Genomic DNA, 16,588 nt, shown 5'->3' with positions numbered 1-16,588 from the left:
GCGATAGTTTTTCGCCGCGATCGCGGCGAAATAAAGCTTGGCTTCTATTTCTTTCGGCGGGCCGAGGCGATAATCGGGGGCGGTTCGATGGCGCCTGCCCTGACACGGGCCGGCTTGAGGGGCGGTTGGCCGGCATCCTTGACGATGGTCAACGCTCGCGGGAAGAAGCGGGTATTGTGCTGGCCGCGGCCGATATTGAGGATCGCGGCGTCGGGAAGGCGCTTGTCCAGCATCGACAGCACTTGCCTCAGCGTCGCGCCGTCGAACGCGTCCAGCGCCTCGTCGATGATCACCCATTTCGGCCGTCGCAAGGCGAGCCTGGCAAAGGCCAGCAGACGCTGCTCGTCGTCGCTGAGCTCACGCTCCCAGCGCGCCGAGTGATCGAGCGAGGACGACAGGCGTTGCAGCCCGACATCGGCCAGCACCTCCGAAATCTCGGCATCGCTCGCCTCCGCCGCGCCGTCTGAATGGTTGAGCACCTCGCGCAGCCTGCCGAGCGGGAAATAGGGAGTACGCGGAACGAAGATCGGCGCTTCTCCGGCCGGCATGCCGATCCGGCCGCTGCCCCATGGCCACAGACCGGCAATGGCGCGGAAGAAAAGCGTCTTGCCGGCGCCCGGATCTCCGGTGATCATGACGCGGTCGCCGGCTCGGATTTCGACATGCGGCTCGGCAAGCTTGGTGCATCCGTCCGGCGAGGCAATCTCGAGCTTCTCGAAGGTCAGGCTGCCGTCGGGATTTTCGCCGAACGAAATGCGCCTTTCCGTATCGTGCAGCGCGTCGGTGTCGCCAAGCGCGATGCGGAAGTCGGCGACCCGCATCAGCGTGGCGCGCCAATCGGCGATGCCGCCGATATTGTTGATGAACCAGCGCAGCGAGGAATGGACCTGATTGAAGGCGCCGACCGCCATCATCAAGCCGCCAAAGCTGATATCGCCGGCAAAATAGACCGGGGAAGCGACGAGGATCGGCGCGACGACAGTGATCCAGCCATAGGTGTCGATTACCCAGGAAAGATTGATCTGGGCGCTGTAGATGCGCCGCATGGCGCCCAGCACCATGCCAAGGTCGAATTCGAGCCGGCGCCTGGCATCGGCCTCGCCATGCGCAAGCGCGATGGCATCGACATTCTCGTTGACGCGAACCACCGAGGAGCGCAGTTCCGCCTCACGCGTATAGCGATCGTTGTTGAAGCGGATCAGCGGCCGCCCGACCAGCCAGCTCAACCACGAAGCTGTGCCCGCATAGAGGATCGCCGCCCAGACCATGTAACCGGGTATGGCCAGCGAATGGCCGCCTATGTGGAAGACGAAGCCGGAAGACAGCGACCACAAGACGCCAACGAACGAGGCAAGCAGGATGCAGGACTGCAGCAGGCCGATGCCGAGACCGGTCGAAAGGTCGGAGAGATGCCCGGCATCCTGCTGCAGGCGCTGGTCGGGATTGACGCCGATGGCGCCGGCATGGGTCAGCCGGAAGGCACGCGCCGGCCGCATCCATTCGCCGATCAGGTCGAGCGTCAGCGCCTCGCGCAGCTTCAGGCGAAGCATCTGGTCGAGCCAGGTCTGGCTGACATTGAGCACCACAAGCCCGCCGGCGATGCCGGCGAAGACCAGAAGCTGATGCAGGAAAGCCGGCATGTCGCGCCGCGCCAGCGCGTCGTAGAAAGGCTGGTTCCAGCGATTGAGCAGAACCTGCCCGATCGAGCTCGCCACGATGACGGCGACGATGCCGATCGCTGCCCAAAGCAATTGTTTTCGCACTGGCGAGGTGGTCAGCGCCAATTTGATTGTTGCCAGCTGCTCACGCAGGCTGCTGGCTTCGATCGACGTGGCAAGCTTCTGGGCGCTGGGCTCGACATCCGGATGATCAGCCATGAGTGGATCCTTGCATTCGGAAGCGGTGCTAAACCCCGGTCATAGGATCGACCGCGTATGCCTTCAATCGGGCAGCGAACCCGTCCGCGACAGATAGGTGAGAAAAAGCCTGCGTCGGATCACGAACGCGTCATCCTGGCGACGCCGGACGTTCGGCCGGCGACAGCCGGCCAAGCGTCGGCGCACCATGCGGCGAGAGAACCGGCACGAAGACGCGGCGGGAGGCGCGCTGCGCCACCGGGACGCCCTGATAGAGCCGCTTCTGCGCCTCGACAACGATGACGCCCGAAAAGATCGGCCAGAAGCGCCGGCCGGCACGTTCCAGCACATTGTGGAACTGCATCATGAAACGTCGCGGCGACGGCGGAAAGAATAGCGCATCGGACCATGCCGCCGGCGTGAAATTCGCTTCGCGCAGCAATTCGGTCAACTGGCCGCGCGAGAACGGCCGGCCATTGCCGAAAGGCGTATGCTCGAAGCGCGCCCAGACGCCGCGCCGGTTGGGCACGACGATGACGACACGGCCGGCCGGCGACAGCACCCGCCAGATCTCGTTCAGCGTCTCGCGCGGGTTCTCGACATGTTCGAGCGAATGGACGAGCAGCATGCGGTCGATACAGGAATCGACCAGCGGCAGCTCCTCGTCGAAGACCAGCGCGGTCGCCGTCGGCCCCGTCGCCGGCCAGACCACCGCGCCCTGCGTCGCCGGCATGAAGGCAAAGACACGCTCGGCATCGCTGCCGAAGCGCTCCAGCCACGGCAAGGTGTAGCCGAGGCCGACCAGCCGCTCGTTGGGCACGACAGCCCATATCGAGGACAGGGCCATGGTGATCGAGCGTTCGGCCAGGCGCCCGAGCGTGGTCGAATAGAAGGAACGGAGGTCGACAATATCTGAATGCATGGGCGGAACGGTAGCTTCGAAGCAGTCCAAGTTCAACAAAGGCAGATGACATCGGCTGGCAGGCGCCCTATGTCTGCGCCTGTAAACGGAGAGATATGATGCCGGTCGAGATCGAACAATTCATGTGCCGCAGCGACAATTTCGGCGTGCTGGTGCATGACCCCAAAAGCGGCCAGACGGCGCTCATCGACGCACCAGAAGAGGCGCCGATCCTGGCCGCCATCAAGCGCACCGGCTGGGCGCCGACGATGATCCTGACCACCCACCACCATCTCGACCACGTCGAGGCCAATCTGGCGCTGAAGGAGCGTTTCAAGCTGCGCATCGTCGGGCCGGAAGCCGAAAAGGCAAAGATTCCCGGCATCGACGAAACCGTCGAGCAAGGCTCGGTCGTCCACCTCGGCGATGAGCGGATCGAGGTCATCGCCACACCCGGCCACACCGCAGGCCATGTCACCTATCACCTGCCGGCGTCAAAAGTGGCATTCGCCGCCGATACGCTGTTTGCGCTCGGCTGTGGGCGGCTGCTCGAATGCAAGCCGCCGGTGATGTACGAATCCCTGAAAAAGCTCGCAGCGCTGCCGGCCGAGACGGTCGTCTATTGCGGACATGAGTATACGCTGGCCAACGCCCGTTTCGCGCTGACCGTCGACCCGACCAATTCGGCGCTGAAAGAGCGTGCCGCCAAGATCGAGGCGCTGCGCGCCGACGGCAAGCCGACGCTGCCGACGACGATCGGCGAGGAACTGTCGACCAATCCGTTCCTGCGCTGGCACGATCCGGCGATCCGCAGGCATCTCGGCCTGGAAAAGGCCTCCGACGCCGAAGTGTTTGCCGAGATCCGCAAGCGCAAGGACAATTTCTGAGCGGCACCAGGAGCTAGGGCATGACCAGTTCCGCCGAAATCATCGCCCTGCTCGGCCTGAAGCCGCATCCGGAAGGCGGCTGGTATGCCGAAACCTTTCGCGACGGCGCGGCAGGCACGCGCGGCCATTCGACGGCGATCTATTTCCTTCTGGAGAAGGACCAATTGTCGGCCTGGCACCGGGTCAAGGACGCGGCCGAGGTTTGGCACTTCTATGACGGTGCGCCGCTGGCGCTGTCGATACATCGAGAAGGCGGTCCCGTCATCGAGGAGATCCTTGGCACGGCGCTTGCCGCAGGCGAGCGGCCGCAGATCGTCGTGCCGGCAGGCTGGTGGCAGTCAGCACGCAGCCTCGGCGAATGGACCCTGGTCGGCTGCACCGTGGCGCCGGGTTTCGATTTCTCCGCCTTCGAACTGGCCGAACCAGGCTGGCTGCCGGGCACGCCGTAGTGGTGAAGACCTGACGCTTGGTACCCAACGACAACAGCCGCTCAGGATGGAAAGCCGTCGTTCAGGTTGTCGCAAGAGTCACTCTCGAACCTCCGAAATTTTGCAACGGAAACTACCCTTGATATTCAGGGGGCGACCAATATGTCCCAACACTTAGGATTTCTGCGAAACTACCCGACGATGATCACTTGGCCGGTGATGGCCCCTTCCACGCTCTTCGCATAGGCGAGCCCCACCCGTTTCGACGAAACGGGCTCGTGACCGGGGAACCACTCGCCATATCTCGGCACGACACGTCCAGAAGTCCGGGACTCACAACATTGATGCGAAGACCGCGCGGCATCTCGATCGCCGCACCAAGGACAAAACCGCCGAGCGCGCCGTTCGGAAGCAAACCCAATTTTTCATAATAGCGGATAGTGTCGATACCCAGTCCGCTTGTAGCTGCCGCCTCCGAAATGCGCATGTGTCGCCTACCCTGCCGATTGTGCGCTAGGCTACCAAGCTGGAGCAGCTCTAGGTCAAGCGAGAATTTTTACCCTCTGATCTGACGACCTCGAGGATTGCGTCACAAAGGCTTGCCCATGGGCACCAAGCGTCGGATCTTTCGCCGTTTGCAGGCCGGCATCATCTGAATATCGACATGCCTAGCCTAAAACGAAACCCAGGGTGATCGCCAGCTGACCGGCGTAATACAGCGCCCAGACCGCATGGCGCATCCAGGCACGGTGCGGCGAGATGGCGGGCAGCAGGAACTTTTCCGCGGCAAGCAGCCCGTCGGACAATATGAGCAGGGCGACGCCACCGATGACCCAGGCACTACTCAGGGTAAGCGCGCCAATGCCCATGGCGAGGATTGCCGCCACACGAAGGCCTATCGGCAGGCGCAGTGCCGGGCCGACGCGGCGCCGGAGCGCGAAAACCATCGCCAGCGCCAACACGACCATCGCCAGCACGATCGCTGCCCGCCACGGCTCGGCCAAAAGCAGCCCGAGGCCGCCGCCGGCACGCAGGAACAGCACGACGTAAAGCACATGCGCGGCAAGAAAACTGGCCGCGCCGCCAAGAAATGCCTTCTCGCCGTCGCGCGACAGGAAGGCGTCGCCGACGGCGCTGACGCCCAGTGCGGCGACGAGCAGCCATGGGCCGCTCTGCTGCACGACCAGCACCGCCAGCATCGCCACCGCCAATGTCCTTGCCGCCGACCGCGAAAGACGCGGCGGCATGCCGAGGCTGAACGCATAGATCACCGCCGCCGCCAATGAAAACAGCAGCGTCGCATTGGCATTGGCATCGATGCCGCCGGGAAACGGCATCAAGCGTTTGCCTCGCTCGTGGCCCTCTTGCGCAGCAACAGCGATTTCGCCGCCAGTGCCGCGCCGCCGGTGATCAGCACGCAGGCGGCGAGGATGCGCCATGACGGCTCGGCGAAGCCGGCGGCGATCAGCACCAGTGTCGACAGCAGCGGCGCGGCGTAGCTTGCCGCCCCCAGCACCTGGATGTTGCCGCGCTTGACACCGATGTCCCAGGCATAGAACGCCGCCCCTACCGGCATCAGACCGAGGCCGAGCACGGCCAGCCACTGGCCGGCGCCGTTGGGCAGCACCGTTTCTTCCAGCAACAGATGGCAGACGAGCGAAAGTGCCGCCGTGGCGGCGCAGAACCAGGTGACGATGCTGGTCGGCACCGACGGGAAGCGCCGCGATAACAGCGAATAGGACGACCACAACACGGCACAGACGGCGGCCATCGCATAGCCGAAGGCATAACGTGCATCGAAGGCAAGTCCGCCGCCCTTGGTGACGATCAGGACCGTGCCGGCAAGGCCGAGCAGCGCGCCGACGATATGGTTCCAGGCCAGCCGCTCGCCAGGCATCAGCGCCGATCCCAGCACGATCAGCAGCGGCCACAGATAGGCGATAAGGCTGGCCTCGACGGCCGGCGCATTGCGCAGCGCGGTGAAGTAGAAGAAGTGGTAGCCGAACAGGCCGGCAATGCCGATCACCCAGACTTTGCGTGGTATTTTGACTTGGCGCGGTATCTTCGCGGCGCCATCGGCTGCCGGCATGAACAGCCGGGCAACCAGGCCGACGCAGGTGCCGATCGTAAAGGTGATTGCCGAAAGCAGGAACGGCGGCACCGAACCCGAAGCATCCGTAAACAGCGCCAGCAGCGCCCACATGGCGACCGCGGAGAAGCCGATCAGTGTTGCGCGCGCCATACCCGTCGCCCCGTGGCCCATTGGCGGCGCACCATCACGCCTATTCGTCTGCTTCGAACCGCTCCGCGCTGACCGTCAACGGGCCGATTTGCGTGCTGACCGTGGCGCGGATCGGCGCATATACGCCGCTTTGGCCGACCGGTGCAAACGTCACCATGATGCGGCTGCGTTTCTTCAGGTAGTTCAGCGCCTTGCGGTTCTTGCGGTAGCCGGCCACCGGCTCGAAACCCAGCCTGCAGGTGACCGTATCGCCCTCGTAGCCGGCCACCGAGATCGACCCTTTCGACTCGTAGGTCAGTTTCAGATCGGCACGCATTTCGCCGTCATAGAGCTTCACCGTGCGCCCGCAGACCTGGTCGAGGCTGTCGGCATGGATGACGGTCGCGGCCATCGGATCGAGGACGGATACGAGATCGCTGCCGACCAGCGGTATCCAATTCTCGGGATTGCGCTTCTTTGGCTCAGGCACGACCTTGGTCGAGGTGACCACGCCGTTGGCAAACTGGATGTCGATCATCGACGCCTTCTTGCCGGACGTGTAGTCGGCGCGAAACGCCTGCGGCTGCAACTGCTTGCCCGAAATCTTGCCCTTCGATGAGATCGTGCCTCGCGTATCGTCGAACAATGTGGCGAGCCCGGCGCTGGAGACGCTGCCCTCGATCGAATAGGTGTCGCCCTCGTAATGGCTGGAGAATTTCGCCTTGGCCACGGAAAGGCCGAGGAACGACACCGAATACTCGCCCGTGAAGGATTGCGGCTCGGCGGCCGAAACCGTCGTCGACAGCGCGACGGCGAACAGCACGACCAGGGCATGGAGGAAAGAACGAGGCATGGCGGGTCCTTGATTGTCGACCGGAGACGGGCGATCTGGCATGTCCCTGTGTGACCGCTTATAGGCTGAATTCCGGCCTTTATGTGAAGGCGGCGTCGGCAGGGAACGCTGGGGCTGGTCGGTGGGAGGTGACGGAAGCCAGAAATGAAAAACCCGCCTCGGCGGGCGGGTCGTCGGCGCGAATCAGCACCATACCCAAACTAGTAGCATAGCTGCCGGCACAAAGCAAGAACAAAATGTGGCGCTCGATGAATTTGTCGATCTCCCCCTTGCGGAGGAGATGCCCGGCAGGGCAGAGGGGGTGGGAAGGATCGCCAAGATCCAGCTTATCCTCCCAGTGCCGAGAGTTTTGGCTGCAACGGAGCTAAGTCGGAGGGACAGCACCCCCTCTGGCCTGCCGGCCATCTCCCCCGCAAGCGGGGAGATCGGCAGCTTCGCCACTGGTGCTCATCTCTTGAAGGTGTAATTCCCTCTCCCGAACCAACCCCAAGCTTGACGCATCGGCGAAATGCAACTATGGAACGCCAACTTTTTCCATAAGGCCGCCTGACCGAAACCGCGCGCCACCCGGCGCGGGTCGAATGTTTGGCCAGGACCGAGAACCGAAGGTTAGTATCATGTCCCGCACCTGCGAACTCACTGCCAAGGCAGTCATGTCCGGCAACAATGTGAGCCACGCCAACAACAAGACCAAGCGTCGCTTCCTGCCCAATCTCGTCAATGTGACGCTGATCTCTGAAGCGCTGAACCAGAATGTGCGCCTGCGCATTTCGGCCAACGCGCTGCGTTCGGTCGAGCATCGCGGCGGCCTCGATGCCTTCCTGGCCAAGGCCGATGCCAAGCAATTGTCGCAGCGCGCGCGCCTGTTGAAGAAGCAGATCGCCAAGAAGCTCGCCGAACAGCCGGCCGCCTGAATTTTTCGGCGGCAGCCGCCTTCCGATCCGAACTCCGGATCGCGTTCCGCTGGTTCCATTACCCAGGATAAAAAAATGATTTTCCTCTCGCGATACCTGCCCTTCGTGGCCGCCATGGCGCTCGTCGTCGTGGCCTCGAACATCCTCGTGCAGTTTCCGATGCAGGGCGCAATCGGCGGGTTGTCGCTGGCCGACATCCTGACCTGGGGCGCCTTCACCTATCCGTTCTCCTTCCTGGTCACCGATCTCGCCAATCGCCGCTACGGCGCGGCGGTGGCGCGCAGGATCGTCTTTGTCGGGTTCATGACAGCGGTGGTCTGCTCGATCGTCATCCCGCCCTTGCTGTTTCGCCACGGCCTGATCGAATTCGAGACCGCCGCCGACCGGCTGGTGCGTATTGCCGCGGCGTCGGGTGCGGCCTTCCTCACCGCGCAATTGCTCGACGTCACCGTGTTCAACCGACTGCGCCGGCAGAGCTGGTGGCGCGCGCCGATCGTCGGCACGCTGGTCGGCTCCGTTTTCGATACGGTGGTGTTTTTCACCGTCGCCTTCGCGGCGGCTTTCGCCTTCGCCGGGCCGAACGATGGCTTTGCGCTGGAGACCGCACCGCTCATGGGCATGCTGCCAGTCGAGACGATGCGCTGGATATCCTGGGCGCTCGGCGATCTCAGCGTCAAGCTGATCATAGCGGTGGTAGCGCTGATCCCTTACCGGCTGCTTGCCGCCCGCTGGAGCCAGCCGGCACTGGCGGCATAGAGCATGATCCCGAACCGAAGGTCCGCGTTAGCGAAAAGTGGGAACCGGTTTTCGGACAAGATCATGCTCAAAGACTATCGAGCATGATCCCCTGGCTTCAGCTGGACTCGGCAAAAACGCCTGACGGCGGACAGGAGCTTCGCCTGAAACGGCGCGGCGGCGAATTCTCGATCATGCTTGGCGCCAACGAGCTGATGAACAGTCGGCTCAGCGGTTCCGAAGAGGCGCTGGCCAAACTGTCCCGTCAAAGGATTGCCGGCCGCCGGAACCCAAGCATCCTGATCGGCGGCCTGGGCATGGGCTTTACCTTGCGCGCGGCGCTGGCCGAGCTCGGCGACGATGCGCAGGTCACTGTTGCCGAACTGGTGCCGGCAGTCGTGACGTGGGCGCGCGGCCCGATGGCCGAGGTTTTCGACGGTTGCCTTGACGACCGGCGCGTCAGTGTTCACGAGACCGATGTCGGTCAGCTCATCCGTTCGCAAGCATCGGCCTGGGACGCGATCCTGCTCGACGTCGACAACGGTCCCGAGGGCATCGTCTACAAGGCCAACGATGCGCTCTACAGCGGCACCGGCCTCAACGCCGCACGCGCCGCGCTCAAGCCCGGCGGTGTGCTGGCGGTCTGGTCGCAGGGCCCTGACGCAGGTTTCACCCGAAGGCTCAAGCAGGCGGGCTTCACGGTCAACGAGGTTAAGGTGCGGGCTCACGGCAAGCGCGGCGCTCGTCACATCGTCTGGCTCGCGAGTAAAGCATAGCGGAAGCAATTCGGGCGGATTGCTGTTTGGGCTCCGCCCGGCATGCCGACACCTACTACTTCGCTTTCTGAAGCTCGGCCGCGAGCGCCTGCAGCAGCCCGCGCGTGCCCTCTTCGCGTCCTTGCGCTGAATCAATGCCATCGAAAAACGCACCCTGTTCGGTATAGGTCAGGCGAGTGCCGTCGCCGGAGGGTGCGAGCTCGACGGTGGTGAGCGACGCCGACAGCGGCTGCGGCCCGACCGCCATCCGGTAGGAAAATACGATGCGTCGGTCAGGGACGATGTCCTGGAACTGCGCATCGAGCCTGATTTCCGGGCCGCCCTGATAGCTGAACCGCGAAACCTCGCCGCCGCCGACATGGAAATCGAAGGTGAACTCGGCGATGGTGAAGCCGTCACCTTCGACGCGCCAGCGCCGCACTGTCGCCTTGTCGGAAAAGGCGAAGAAGACGCGCTCGGGCGATTGCGGATAGGTCCGCTCGATCGTGAAGGTCGAATGGATGACGGAGTGGTCGTTCACGGGCGCAATCTGGTTCATTTCTCTTCGTCCTTTTCCTGGTCGTGGAGTGTTGCGTTCGGTTGGTCAGTCTCCGCCAGAATCTGGCCGAGACGGTCGAGGTGGCGTTCGGCCGGCGTGCGGCGCGCGGCGATCCAGTCGGCGAGCGGGGCGAGCCCGCCGGGCTCGATCCGGCAGGTGCGCACGCGTCCGATTTTTTCGCTGCGGATCAGCCCGCACGCTTCCAGCGCCTGGAGATGCTGGAGCACCGCGGCGAAGGTCATGCCGAACGGCTCCGCCAGCTGGCTGACGGTGGCCGGCCCGCGGCCCAGCCTTTCCAGGATTGCCCGCCGCGTCGGCTCGGCAAGAGCCCGCAGGATGCTGTCGATCTCGGAATAGTTAAGCATGGACTTGAGTATTTCGCCGATGACACAAATTGTCAAGCCACAACTAAAGTATTTTTGCAGATGGTGAGAGCCGGTTGGAAACGCGCGACGCGGGTCATTGCGAGGGGAAATCGCCATGGGAAATTGCATGCGCTGCGAAACGGCGCGGAAATGCCAGCATCGCCAACAGCCGATCAATGGCCGATCGCGCGTCAATCCTCGTGCAGGATGAATTCCAGATAGAGGTTGCGCTGCAGGATCGAGTGGTTGTCGTCGGACATCAGCGACACGATCAGCGCGCCGTCGTCGCGGGTCCAGACGTCGAGCGCTTCCATGTTGTCGATCTGGTAATCCATGTCGGCTTCAAGCAGCACCGGCCCGTCGGCGACGGCGCCCTTCTCGACGCTTTCGCCATAGATGCGCCGCAGCCGCATCTTGACGCCGCCGGCCATCGAAAAACTGCGCTCCAGAAGCAACAGGTCGCCATCCGGCAGGAAGGCGCCGTCGGTGATGTCGAAGTCGCCATTGCGCTTGACGGTGAAGACGCCCTTATGCGGCCCTTCGATGATCGCCGCGAAGATGTTACCGGCCTTGTCGAGGCTCTTTTCCGACACCACGACCAGCCCGCCCGCGTGCTGTCCGTAAGGATGGGCGCGGGCGACGGTCTCAAAGCCGCGATTGCGGCGAAGTTCCCAGGCCGGGATCAGGAAGTCCAATTGCTTGAACGGCGCCTTCATGTCGTCCGGATCGATCTTGACCTCTGCGATACGGTGATCGCGCTCGAAGCCGACCGTGGCGATGCCGTCCTGGACCGCGAGGCCTTCGGCATCGACCGCCCATTTCAGGTCGATGGCCTGGCCGGCCGCATCGACCATCTGCTGCATGCGAAAATTCTGAATGCCGGAAGGCCGCTTGTCGGCATCGTGGACAAGGGTGCCGAAGAACCAGAAGCCGGTATCGGCGACGCCGATGAAATCGCTGCCCGGCTTGAGGAACCGAAGCGCCGACAGCGCGCCGAAATCGCGCGTCGGCGAGGTCATTTCGAGCCCGCCGACGAATTCGAGCGGCCCGAACTGTTTGTCCGGCCGGCCGATATGGAATTCGCTGATCGGCCGTGCCGAGATTTCGGCCGGCTCGACCGGGGCCGGCCCGGCAGCGACAGCCGGCGCCAAACTGATGCCTGACAACGCAATGGCGGCCAAAAGCGTCTGCCAAAGGCCGCCGCGGGAAAAAATCATCCGGCGCGCCGCATGCCGCCGCGCCGCGTGTCGCGCACGGTTTCCTCGGCGAACAGCGAGGCCAGTTGCTCGGTCATGGCGCCGGCCAGTTCTTCGGCATCGACGATGGTGACGGCGCGGCGATAGTAGCGGGTGACGTCGTGGCCGATGCCGATGGCCAAAAGCTCGACCGGCGAGCGCGTCTCGATGAGCTCGATGATGGCGCGCAGATGCCGCTCGAGATAATTGCCCGGATTGACCGACAGCGTTGAATCGTCGACCGGCGCGCCGTCCGAGATCATCATCAGGATCTTGCGCTGCTCCGGCCGCGCGATCAGCCGGTTGTGCGCCCAAAGCAGCGCCTCGCCGTCGATGTTTTCCTTGAGCAGGCCCTCGCGCATCATCAGGCCGAGATTGCGGCGCGCCCGCCGCCACGGATGGTCGGCGGATTTATAGATGATGTGGCGCAGATCGTTGAGCCGGCCGGGGTTCGGCGGCTTGCCTTCCTTCAGCCATTTCTCGCGCGCCTGCCCGCCCTTCCAGGCGCGGGTGGTGAAGCCGAGGATTTCGACTGAGACGCCGCAGCGTTCCAGCGTGCGCGCCAGGATGTCGGCGCAGGTCGCCGCGACCGTGATCGGCCGGCCGCGCATCGAACCCGAATTGTCGAGCACCAGCGACACCACCGTGTCGCGGAATTTGGTATCACGCTCCTGCTTGAAGGACAGCGGCTGCATCGGGTCGATGACGACGCGCACCAGCCGTGCCGGATCGAGATAACCTTCTTCGAGGTCGAAATCCCAGGAGCGGTTCTGCTGCGCCATCAGGCGGCGCTGCAACCGGTTGGCCAGCCGCCCGACGACGCCGGACAGGTTGGCGAGCTGCTTGTCGAGGAAGGCGCGCAGCCGGTCGAGCTCCTCCTCCTCGCACAGTTCCTCCGCGCCTACGGTCTCGTCGAAGGCCGTGGTGAAGACCTTGTAGTCGATCTCTTTCGGCAGATTGGTGAAGGGATTGTCGTTGCGGCGCGCCTCGCCGGGCGTCTCCGCGTCGGCGTCGTCATCGTCGGAAAGGTCGTCGGCAGTGGCGTCGGAGGCCTCGGTCTCGGCCGATTGCTCGTCGTCGGACGATGCCTCGGTATCTTCGGACTGCGACTGCTCGGAGCCGGAATCGTCTTCGCCGCCCTCCTCGCTCTGCTCCTCGCCTTGCGGCTGGTTTTCGTCGTTGTCCTCCGAGTCTTCCGTCTCCTGGTCGTCGCCGAGTTCCTCGGCCATTTCCATGGAGGCGAGCATTTCGCGCACGACGCGGGCAAAGGCCTGCTGGTCGTCGAGCTTTGCCGACAGCCCGTCGAGGTCGGCGCTGGCCTTTTCCTCGACCCAGGGGCGCCAGAGATCGACCAGCCGTTCGCCGCTCTTCGGCACAGTGCGGCCGGTCAGCTTTTCGCGCACCATCAGCGCCAGCGCTTCCTCGATCGGCGCGTCGGCCTTGTCCTTGACGTCGACGAGGTTGGCCCTGGCGTATTTGTCCTCGAGCATCGAGCCTATATTGTCAGCGACGCCCTGCATGGCGCGAGAACCGATCGCCTCCACCCGGGCCTGCTCGACCGCGTCATAGATGGCGCGGGCCTGCTTGCCTTCCGGCGCCAGCCTGGTGTGGATGCGCGCATCATGGCAGGCGCGCTTCAGCGCCATGGAATCGCCGAGCCCCCGGGTGATGGCGATATCGGCTTTCGATGCCTTCTTCGGCAGTTCGGGCAGCCGGGCGCGGCTGCCGGCCAGCGCCGGCCGGTCCTTGGCGAAGCCGACTTCGAGGTCCTTGTCGCCGGCGATGGCGCGCATGCAGACGGTAACCGCGCGCTTGAAGCTGTCGTTCTCAGCGCCGGTCTTGGATTTGTTTCGCGTGTTGTCGCCCGGACCCGCCATCGAGACTCTGCTTAGCCCAGCACCACATTGGCAGCCGATTCCGGCAGATCTTCGCCGAAGGCGCGCTGGTAGAACTCGGCGACCAGCGAGCGTTCCAGCTCGTCGCATTTGTTGAGGAAGGTCAGCCGGAACGCCATGCCGATATTGCCGAAGATCTCGGCATTCTCGGCCCAGGTGATGACCGTGCGCGGGCTCATCACCGTCGACAAATCGCCGTTGATGAAGGCCGAGCGCGTCATGTCGGCGACGCGCACCATCTTGTTGACGATCTCCTTGCCCTTGCCGTCGCGATAGTGCTTGGCCTTGGCCAGCACGATGTTCACCTCATTGTCGTGCGGCAAATAGTTCAGCGTGGTGACGATCGACCAGCGGTCCATCTGCGCCTGGTTGATCTGCTGGGTGCCGTGATAGAGTCCGGTGGTGTCGCCCAGCCCAACCGTGTTGGCGGTCGAAAACAGCCGGAAGGCCGGATGCGGGCGGATGACCCGGCTCTGGTCGAGCAGCGTCAGCCGGCCCGACGATTCCAGCACGCGCTGGATGACGAACATCACGTCCGGACGCCCGGCATCGTATTCGTCGAAGCACAGCGCAACATTGTGCTGATAGGCCCAGGGCAGGATGCCGTCGCGGAATTCGGTGATCTGCAGCCCGTCCTTGACGACGATGGCGTCCTTGCCGACGAGGTCGATACGGCTGACATGGCTGTCGAGATTAACGCGCACGCAGGGCCAGTTGAGGCGGGCGGCGACCTGCTCGATATGCGTCGATTTGCCGGTGCCGTGATAGCCCGACACCATGACCCGGCGGTTGTAGGCAAAGCCGGCGAGGATCGCCATGGTCGTGTTCTTGTCGAACAGATAGTCCGGGTCGATGTCGGGCACATGCTCGCTCGTCACCGAATAGGCCGGCACCACCATCTTGGAGTCGAAGCCGAATGTCTCCTTCACCGACACCGTGGTGTCGGGCAGGTTGGCGATATCGCGATCGACCTTGTTCATCTCTATCAACGTCTCCACAAGCGAAACGCCGCGTTTCGCTGGCAATCGATTTTGTTCGGGGGCGGTCTTAGAGCCTTTTCCAACCTTATGAAAGTTGGAAAGCGACACGAACCGTAAGGTCGCTCAGCACAAACCTGCCTGCTTGAGCACGCGATAGGCCTGGAGCACATCGCGGAACCGGTCTTCCGAACCTCTGTCGCCGCCATTCGCATCCGGATGGTGGCGTTTCACAAGTTCCTTATAGCGCGCCTTGATATCCTTGCCAGTCGCCTTTGTATCAAGGCCAAGCGTTTCCAGTGCCTTGGCCTCAAGCGGCTTGGCCTTGCGCTCGCGTGCTTCGCGCGGGTCCTTCGGGCCTTTGAACAGATCGAACGGATCGCGCATGCGGTTGTAGTAGCCGGCGCGACCGGAGCGCGCCTGGGCGAAGTCGGGCGAGGAGCGTGTCGAAGCACCGTTGACGCCCATTTTCCAGGTCGGCCGGTGGCCGGTCATGGCCTCCTTCTGGAAGCGGGCAATCTCGGTGTCGGGAACGCCCGAGAAATAATTGAAGCCCTTATTGTACTCGCGCACATGATCGAAGCAGAACTGGAAGTACTCGCCTTCCTTCATGCGTCCCACCGGGGCGCGGTGGGTGCCGGCCTCCTTGCAGCCATCCCACTGGCAGATCGGTGAGCGCGACTTCAGCTCCGCGTCCTTCTCCGGGCGGATGCGAATCTTTTCGAAATATTTTGGGTACGGCTTCATCTCACCCATTTATGGGCTGTTCGCTGATGCGAAACAAGAATTGACATTTTCGCGATGATCGCCCTAACCGCTGAATCGCGGCATAAAACCGGCGAACGGCGAATTTTGTGCGATGACATAGATGTGGTGAAGGGAAGCGGCGATGTCCATACAGGCAACGATGGAAGACAAGCTGAAAAAGGCGTTTTCGCCGGAACGGCTGGCCGTCATCAACGAAAGCCATCTCCATGCCGGCCATCATCATCTGGATTCCGGCCATCACGCCACCTTCGACGGCACCGGCGAGACGCATTTCCGCGTCCGCATCGTCGCGCCCGCCTTTGCCGGCATGAGCCGCGTCGAACGCCACCGCGCCGTCAACGCATTGCTGGCCGAGGAATTGAAATCCGGCGTCCATGCCCTGGCGATCGAGCCGGCGGCGCCCGGCGAAAAGACCCGCTGGTAACTCAGCCGAGGCTCGCCCTCAGGAAAGCCATCACCGCGGCGGTCAACGCATCGCCTTCGGTGCCGAAGTCGCGATTGATCGACATGTGCGAATAGGCGCTGCCATCGAACAGCGTGACCCTGGTTCCGGTGGCGCCCAGACGCCCGGCAAAGGCCTGCGCGTCCGCCGCGCGGGTTTTCGCCCGCGAATAGGCGATGAACGTCGGCGGATGCTTGCGGCCGTCGACATAGGTGACCGGCGACAGCGCCCGCCACTGCGCCGGATCGGGAAAGGCGCGGGCATAGACCCCTGCCATGCCGCCGCTCCTGGCCAACGCCTCCAGATCATAGGCCCTGGTATCGTCGAGGACCAGCGCCGCGACGCCGGGCAGGCCGCCGCGCAGGCCGGTCAGCGCGACGAGATGGCAGCCGGCCGAATGGCCCATCGCGACGATCCGGTCCGGATCGCCGCCATGGCTGGCGATGTTGGCGCGGACGTAGCGATACGCCAGTTCGACATCGGCGGCCTGGGTGGCGACGTCGGCTTCAGGCAGCATCCGGTAGTCGATCGAGACGAAGCAGAAGCCATTGTCGAGCAGGAATTGCGGCTTGGAGTTGACGTTGTTGCGGTTGCCGACCCGCCAGGCGCCGCCATGGACGAAAAAGACGACCGGCAGGCCGCTTGCGCCATCGCGGGAATAAATGTCGAGCTTGGCCGGCCCATAGTCGAAGGTTTCGGGTGATGGCGGACGCAGCTGCAATGCCGCTGCAGCCTGACCCGGCAGCAGCGCCGCCATCGACACCAGAAGCAGGGTTCGCCGATCGATTGTCATAGAC

General features: G+C 63.6%; 19 protein-coding genes. 6 read left to right on the top strand and 13 right to left on the bottom strand.

Annotated features, from left to right (window positions below):
- Positions 1–44: 44 nt before the first annotated feature.
- Together NKH89_RS21840 and NKH89_RS21835 are read right to left on the bottom strand one after the other, a co-directional pair.
- The gene (locus NKH89_RS21840) at positions 45–1,877 is read right to left on the bottom strand and encodes an ABC transporter ATP-binding protein/permease (protein ID WP_352909900.1); all 1,833 of its coding nucleotides are present in this window, start codon (positions 1,875–1,877) and stop codon (positions 45–47) included.
- Between the two features lie 130 nt (positions 1,878–2,007).
- A complete protein-coding gene (locus NKH89_RS21835) occupies positions 2,008–2,778 on the bottom strand; it encodes a class I SAM-dependent methyltransferase (RefSeq protein WP_352591160.1) in 771 nt (256 codons plus the stop codon).
- 98 nt (positions 2,779–2,876) lie between these two features.
- On the opposite strand from NKH89_RS21835, the gene gloB reads away from it, so the two are divergent.
- Complete coding sequence (gene gloB, locus NKH89_RS21830) at positions 2,877–3,644, top strand: hydroxyacylglutathione hydrolase (RefSeq protein WP_352591163.1); 768 nt, start codon at positions 2,877–2,879, stop codon at positions 3,642–3,644.
- Positions 3,645–3,664: 20 nt separating this feature from the next.
- Positions 3,665–4,093, top strand: a complete 429-nt coding sequence (locus NKH89_RS21825) for a cupin domain-containing protein (protein WP_352591166.1) — start codon at positions 3,665–3,667, stop codon at positions 4,091–4,093.
- A gap of 184 nt (positions 4,094–4,277) precedes the next feature.
- On the opposite strand, the gene NKH89_RS21820 is transcribed toward NKH89_RS21825, so the two are convergent.
- The 4 genes from NKH89_RS21820 to NKH89_RS21805 form a co-directional block, all read right to left on the bottom strand.
- Entirely contained in the window at positions 4,278–4,559 is a 282-nt protein-coding gene (locus NKH89_RS21820; protein ID WP_352909897.1) for a MerR family DNA-binding transcriptional regulator, read from the bottom strand.
- A gap of 181 nt (positions 4,560–4,740) precedes the next feature.
- Complete coding sequence (locus tag NKH89_RS21815; protein WP_352495628.1) at positions 4,741–5,409, bottom strand: lysoplasmalogenase family protein; 669 nt, start codon at positions 5,407–5,409, stop codon at positions 4,741–4,743.
- A complete protein-coding gene (gene yddG, locus NKH89_RS21810) occupies positions 5,409–6,314 on the bottom strand; it encodes an aromatic amino acid exporter YddG (RefSeq protein ID WP_352495629.1) in 906 nt (301 codons plus the stop codon). Before yddG ends, NKH89_RS21815 begins: the two co-directional genes overlap by 1 nt.
- A gap of 40 nt (positions 6,315–6,354) precedes the next feature.
- Complete coding sequence (locus tag NKH89_RS21805) at positions 6,355–7,146, bottom strand: DUF3108 domain-containing protein (protein ID WP_352495630.1); 792 nt, start codon at positions 7,144–7,146, stop codon at positions 6,355–6,357.
- A 617-nt stretch (positions 7,147–7,763) separates the two neighbouring features.
- On the opposite strand from NKH89_RS21805, the gene rpmB reads away from it, so the two are divergent.
- From rpmB to NKH89_RS21790, 3 genes are all read left to right on the top strand, one after another.
- Positions 7,764–8,060 carry a 50S ribosomal protein L28 gene (rpmB, locus tag NKH89_RS21800; RefSeq protein WP_023721124.1) on the top strand — a complete coding sequence of 99 codons (297 nt, stop codon included), beginning with the start codon at positions 7,764–7,766 and terminating at the stop codon, positions 8,058–8,060.
- 75 nt (positions 8,061–8,135) lie between these two features.
- Complete coding sequence (locus NKH89_RS21795; RefSeq protein ID WP_352909894.1) at positions 8,136–8,816, top strand: queuosine precursor transporter; 681 nt, start codon at positions 8,136–8,138, stop codon at positions 8,814–8,816.
- Positions 8,817–8,899: 83 nt separating this feature from the next.
- Entirely contained in the window at positions 8,900–9,571 is a 672-nt protein-coding gene (locus NKH89_RS21790) for a spermidine synthase (RefSeq protein ID WP_352909891.1), read from the top strand.
- Positions 9,572–9,626: 55 nt separating this feature from the next.
- On the opposite strand, the gene NKH89_RS21785 is transcribed toward NKH89_RS21790, so the two are convergent.
- The 6 genes from NKH89_RS21785 to NKH89_RS21760 form a co-directional block, all read right to left on the bottom strand.
- Positions 9,627–10,109 carry an SRPBCC family protein gene (locus NKH89_RS21785; RefSeq protein WP_352483490.1) on the bottom strand — a complete coding sequence of 161 codons (483 nt, stop codon included), beginning with the start codon at positions 10,107–10,109 and terminating at the stop codon, positions 9,627–9,629.
- Complete coding sequence (locus NKH89_RS21780; RefSeq protein WP_352483563.1) at positions 10,106–10,474, bottom strand: ArsR/SmtB family transcription factor; 369 nt, start codon at positions 10,472–10,474, stop codon at positions 10,106–10,108. Before NKH89_RS21780 ends, NKH89_RS21785 begins: the two co-directional genes overlap by 4 nt.
- A 191-nt stretch (positions 10,475–10,665) precedes the next feature.
- Entirely contained in the window at positions 10,666–11,691 is a 1,026-nt protein-coding gene (locus tag NKH89_RS21775) for an esterase-like activity of phytase family protein (RefSeq protein ID WP_352591175.1), read from the bottom strand.
- Entirely contained in the window at positions 11,688–13,586 is a 1,899-nt protein-coding gene (cobT, locus tag NKH89_RS21770) for a cobaltochelatase subunit CobT (RefSeq protein WP_023721130.1), read from the bottom strand. The genes NKH89_RS21775 and cobT overlap by 4 nt, the downstream gene beginning before the upstream one ends.
- An 11-nt stretch (positions 13,587–13,597) precedes the next feature.
- Positions 13,598–14,584 carry a cobaltochelatase subunit CobS gene (gene cobS, locus NKH89_RS21765; RefSeq protein ID WP_023721131.1) on the bottom strand — a complete coding sequence of 329 codons (987 nt, stop codon included), beginning with the start codon at positions 14,582–14,584 and terminating at the stop codon, positions 13,598–13,600.
- Between the two features lie 123 nt (positions 14,585–14,707).
- On the bottom strand, positions 14,708–15,337 hold the full coding sequence (locus tag NKH89_RS21760) for a J domain-containing protein (RefSeq protein ID WP_036238769.1): 630 nt from the start codon (positions 15,335–15,337) through the stop codon (positions 14,708–14,710).
- Positions 15,338–15,470: 133 nt separating this feature from the next.
- Between NKH89_RS21760 and NKH89_RS21755 the strand changes: the two genes are divergently transcribed.
- Entirely contained in the window at positions 15,471–15,773 is a 303-nt protein-coding gene (locus NKH89_RS21755) for a BolA family protein (protein WP_023721132.1), read from the top strand.
- Between the two features lies 1 nt (position 15,774).
- Here the strand turns inward: NKH89_RS21755 and NKH89_RS21750 are convergent, their stop codons facing one another.
- Positions 15,775–16,584 (bottom strand): alpha/beta hydrolase, encoded by an 810-nt coding sequence (locus tag NKH89_RS21750; RefSeq protein ID WP_352483488.1) that lies wholly within the window; start codon positions 16,582–16,584, stop codon positions 15,775–15,777.
- Positions 16,585–16,588 lie beyond the last annotated feature (4 nt).

The sequence above is a fragment of the Mesorhizobium sp. M0923 genome, from assembly GCF_040319365.1.
Taxonomy (GTDB): domain Bacteria; phylum Pseudomonadota; class Alphaproteobacteria; order Rhizobiales; family Rhizobiaceae; genus Mesorhizobium.
This window is presented reverse-complemented; position numbering and strand designations above follow the sequence as displayed.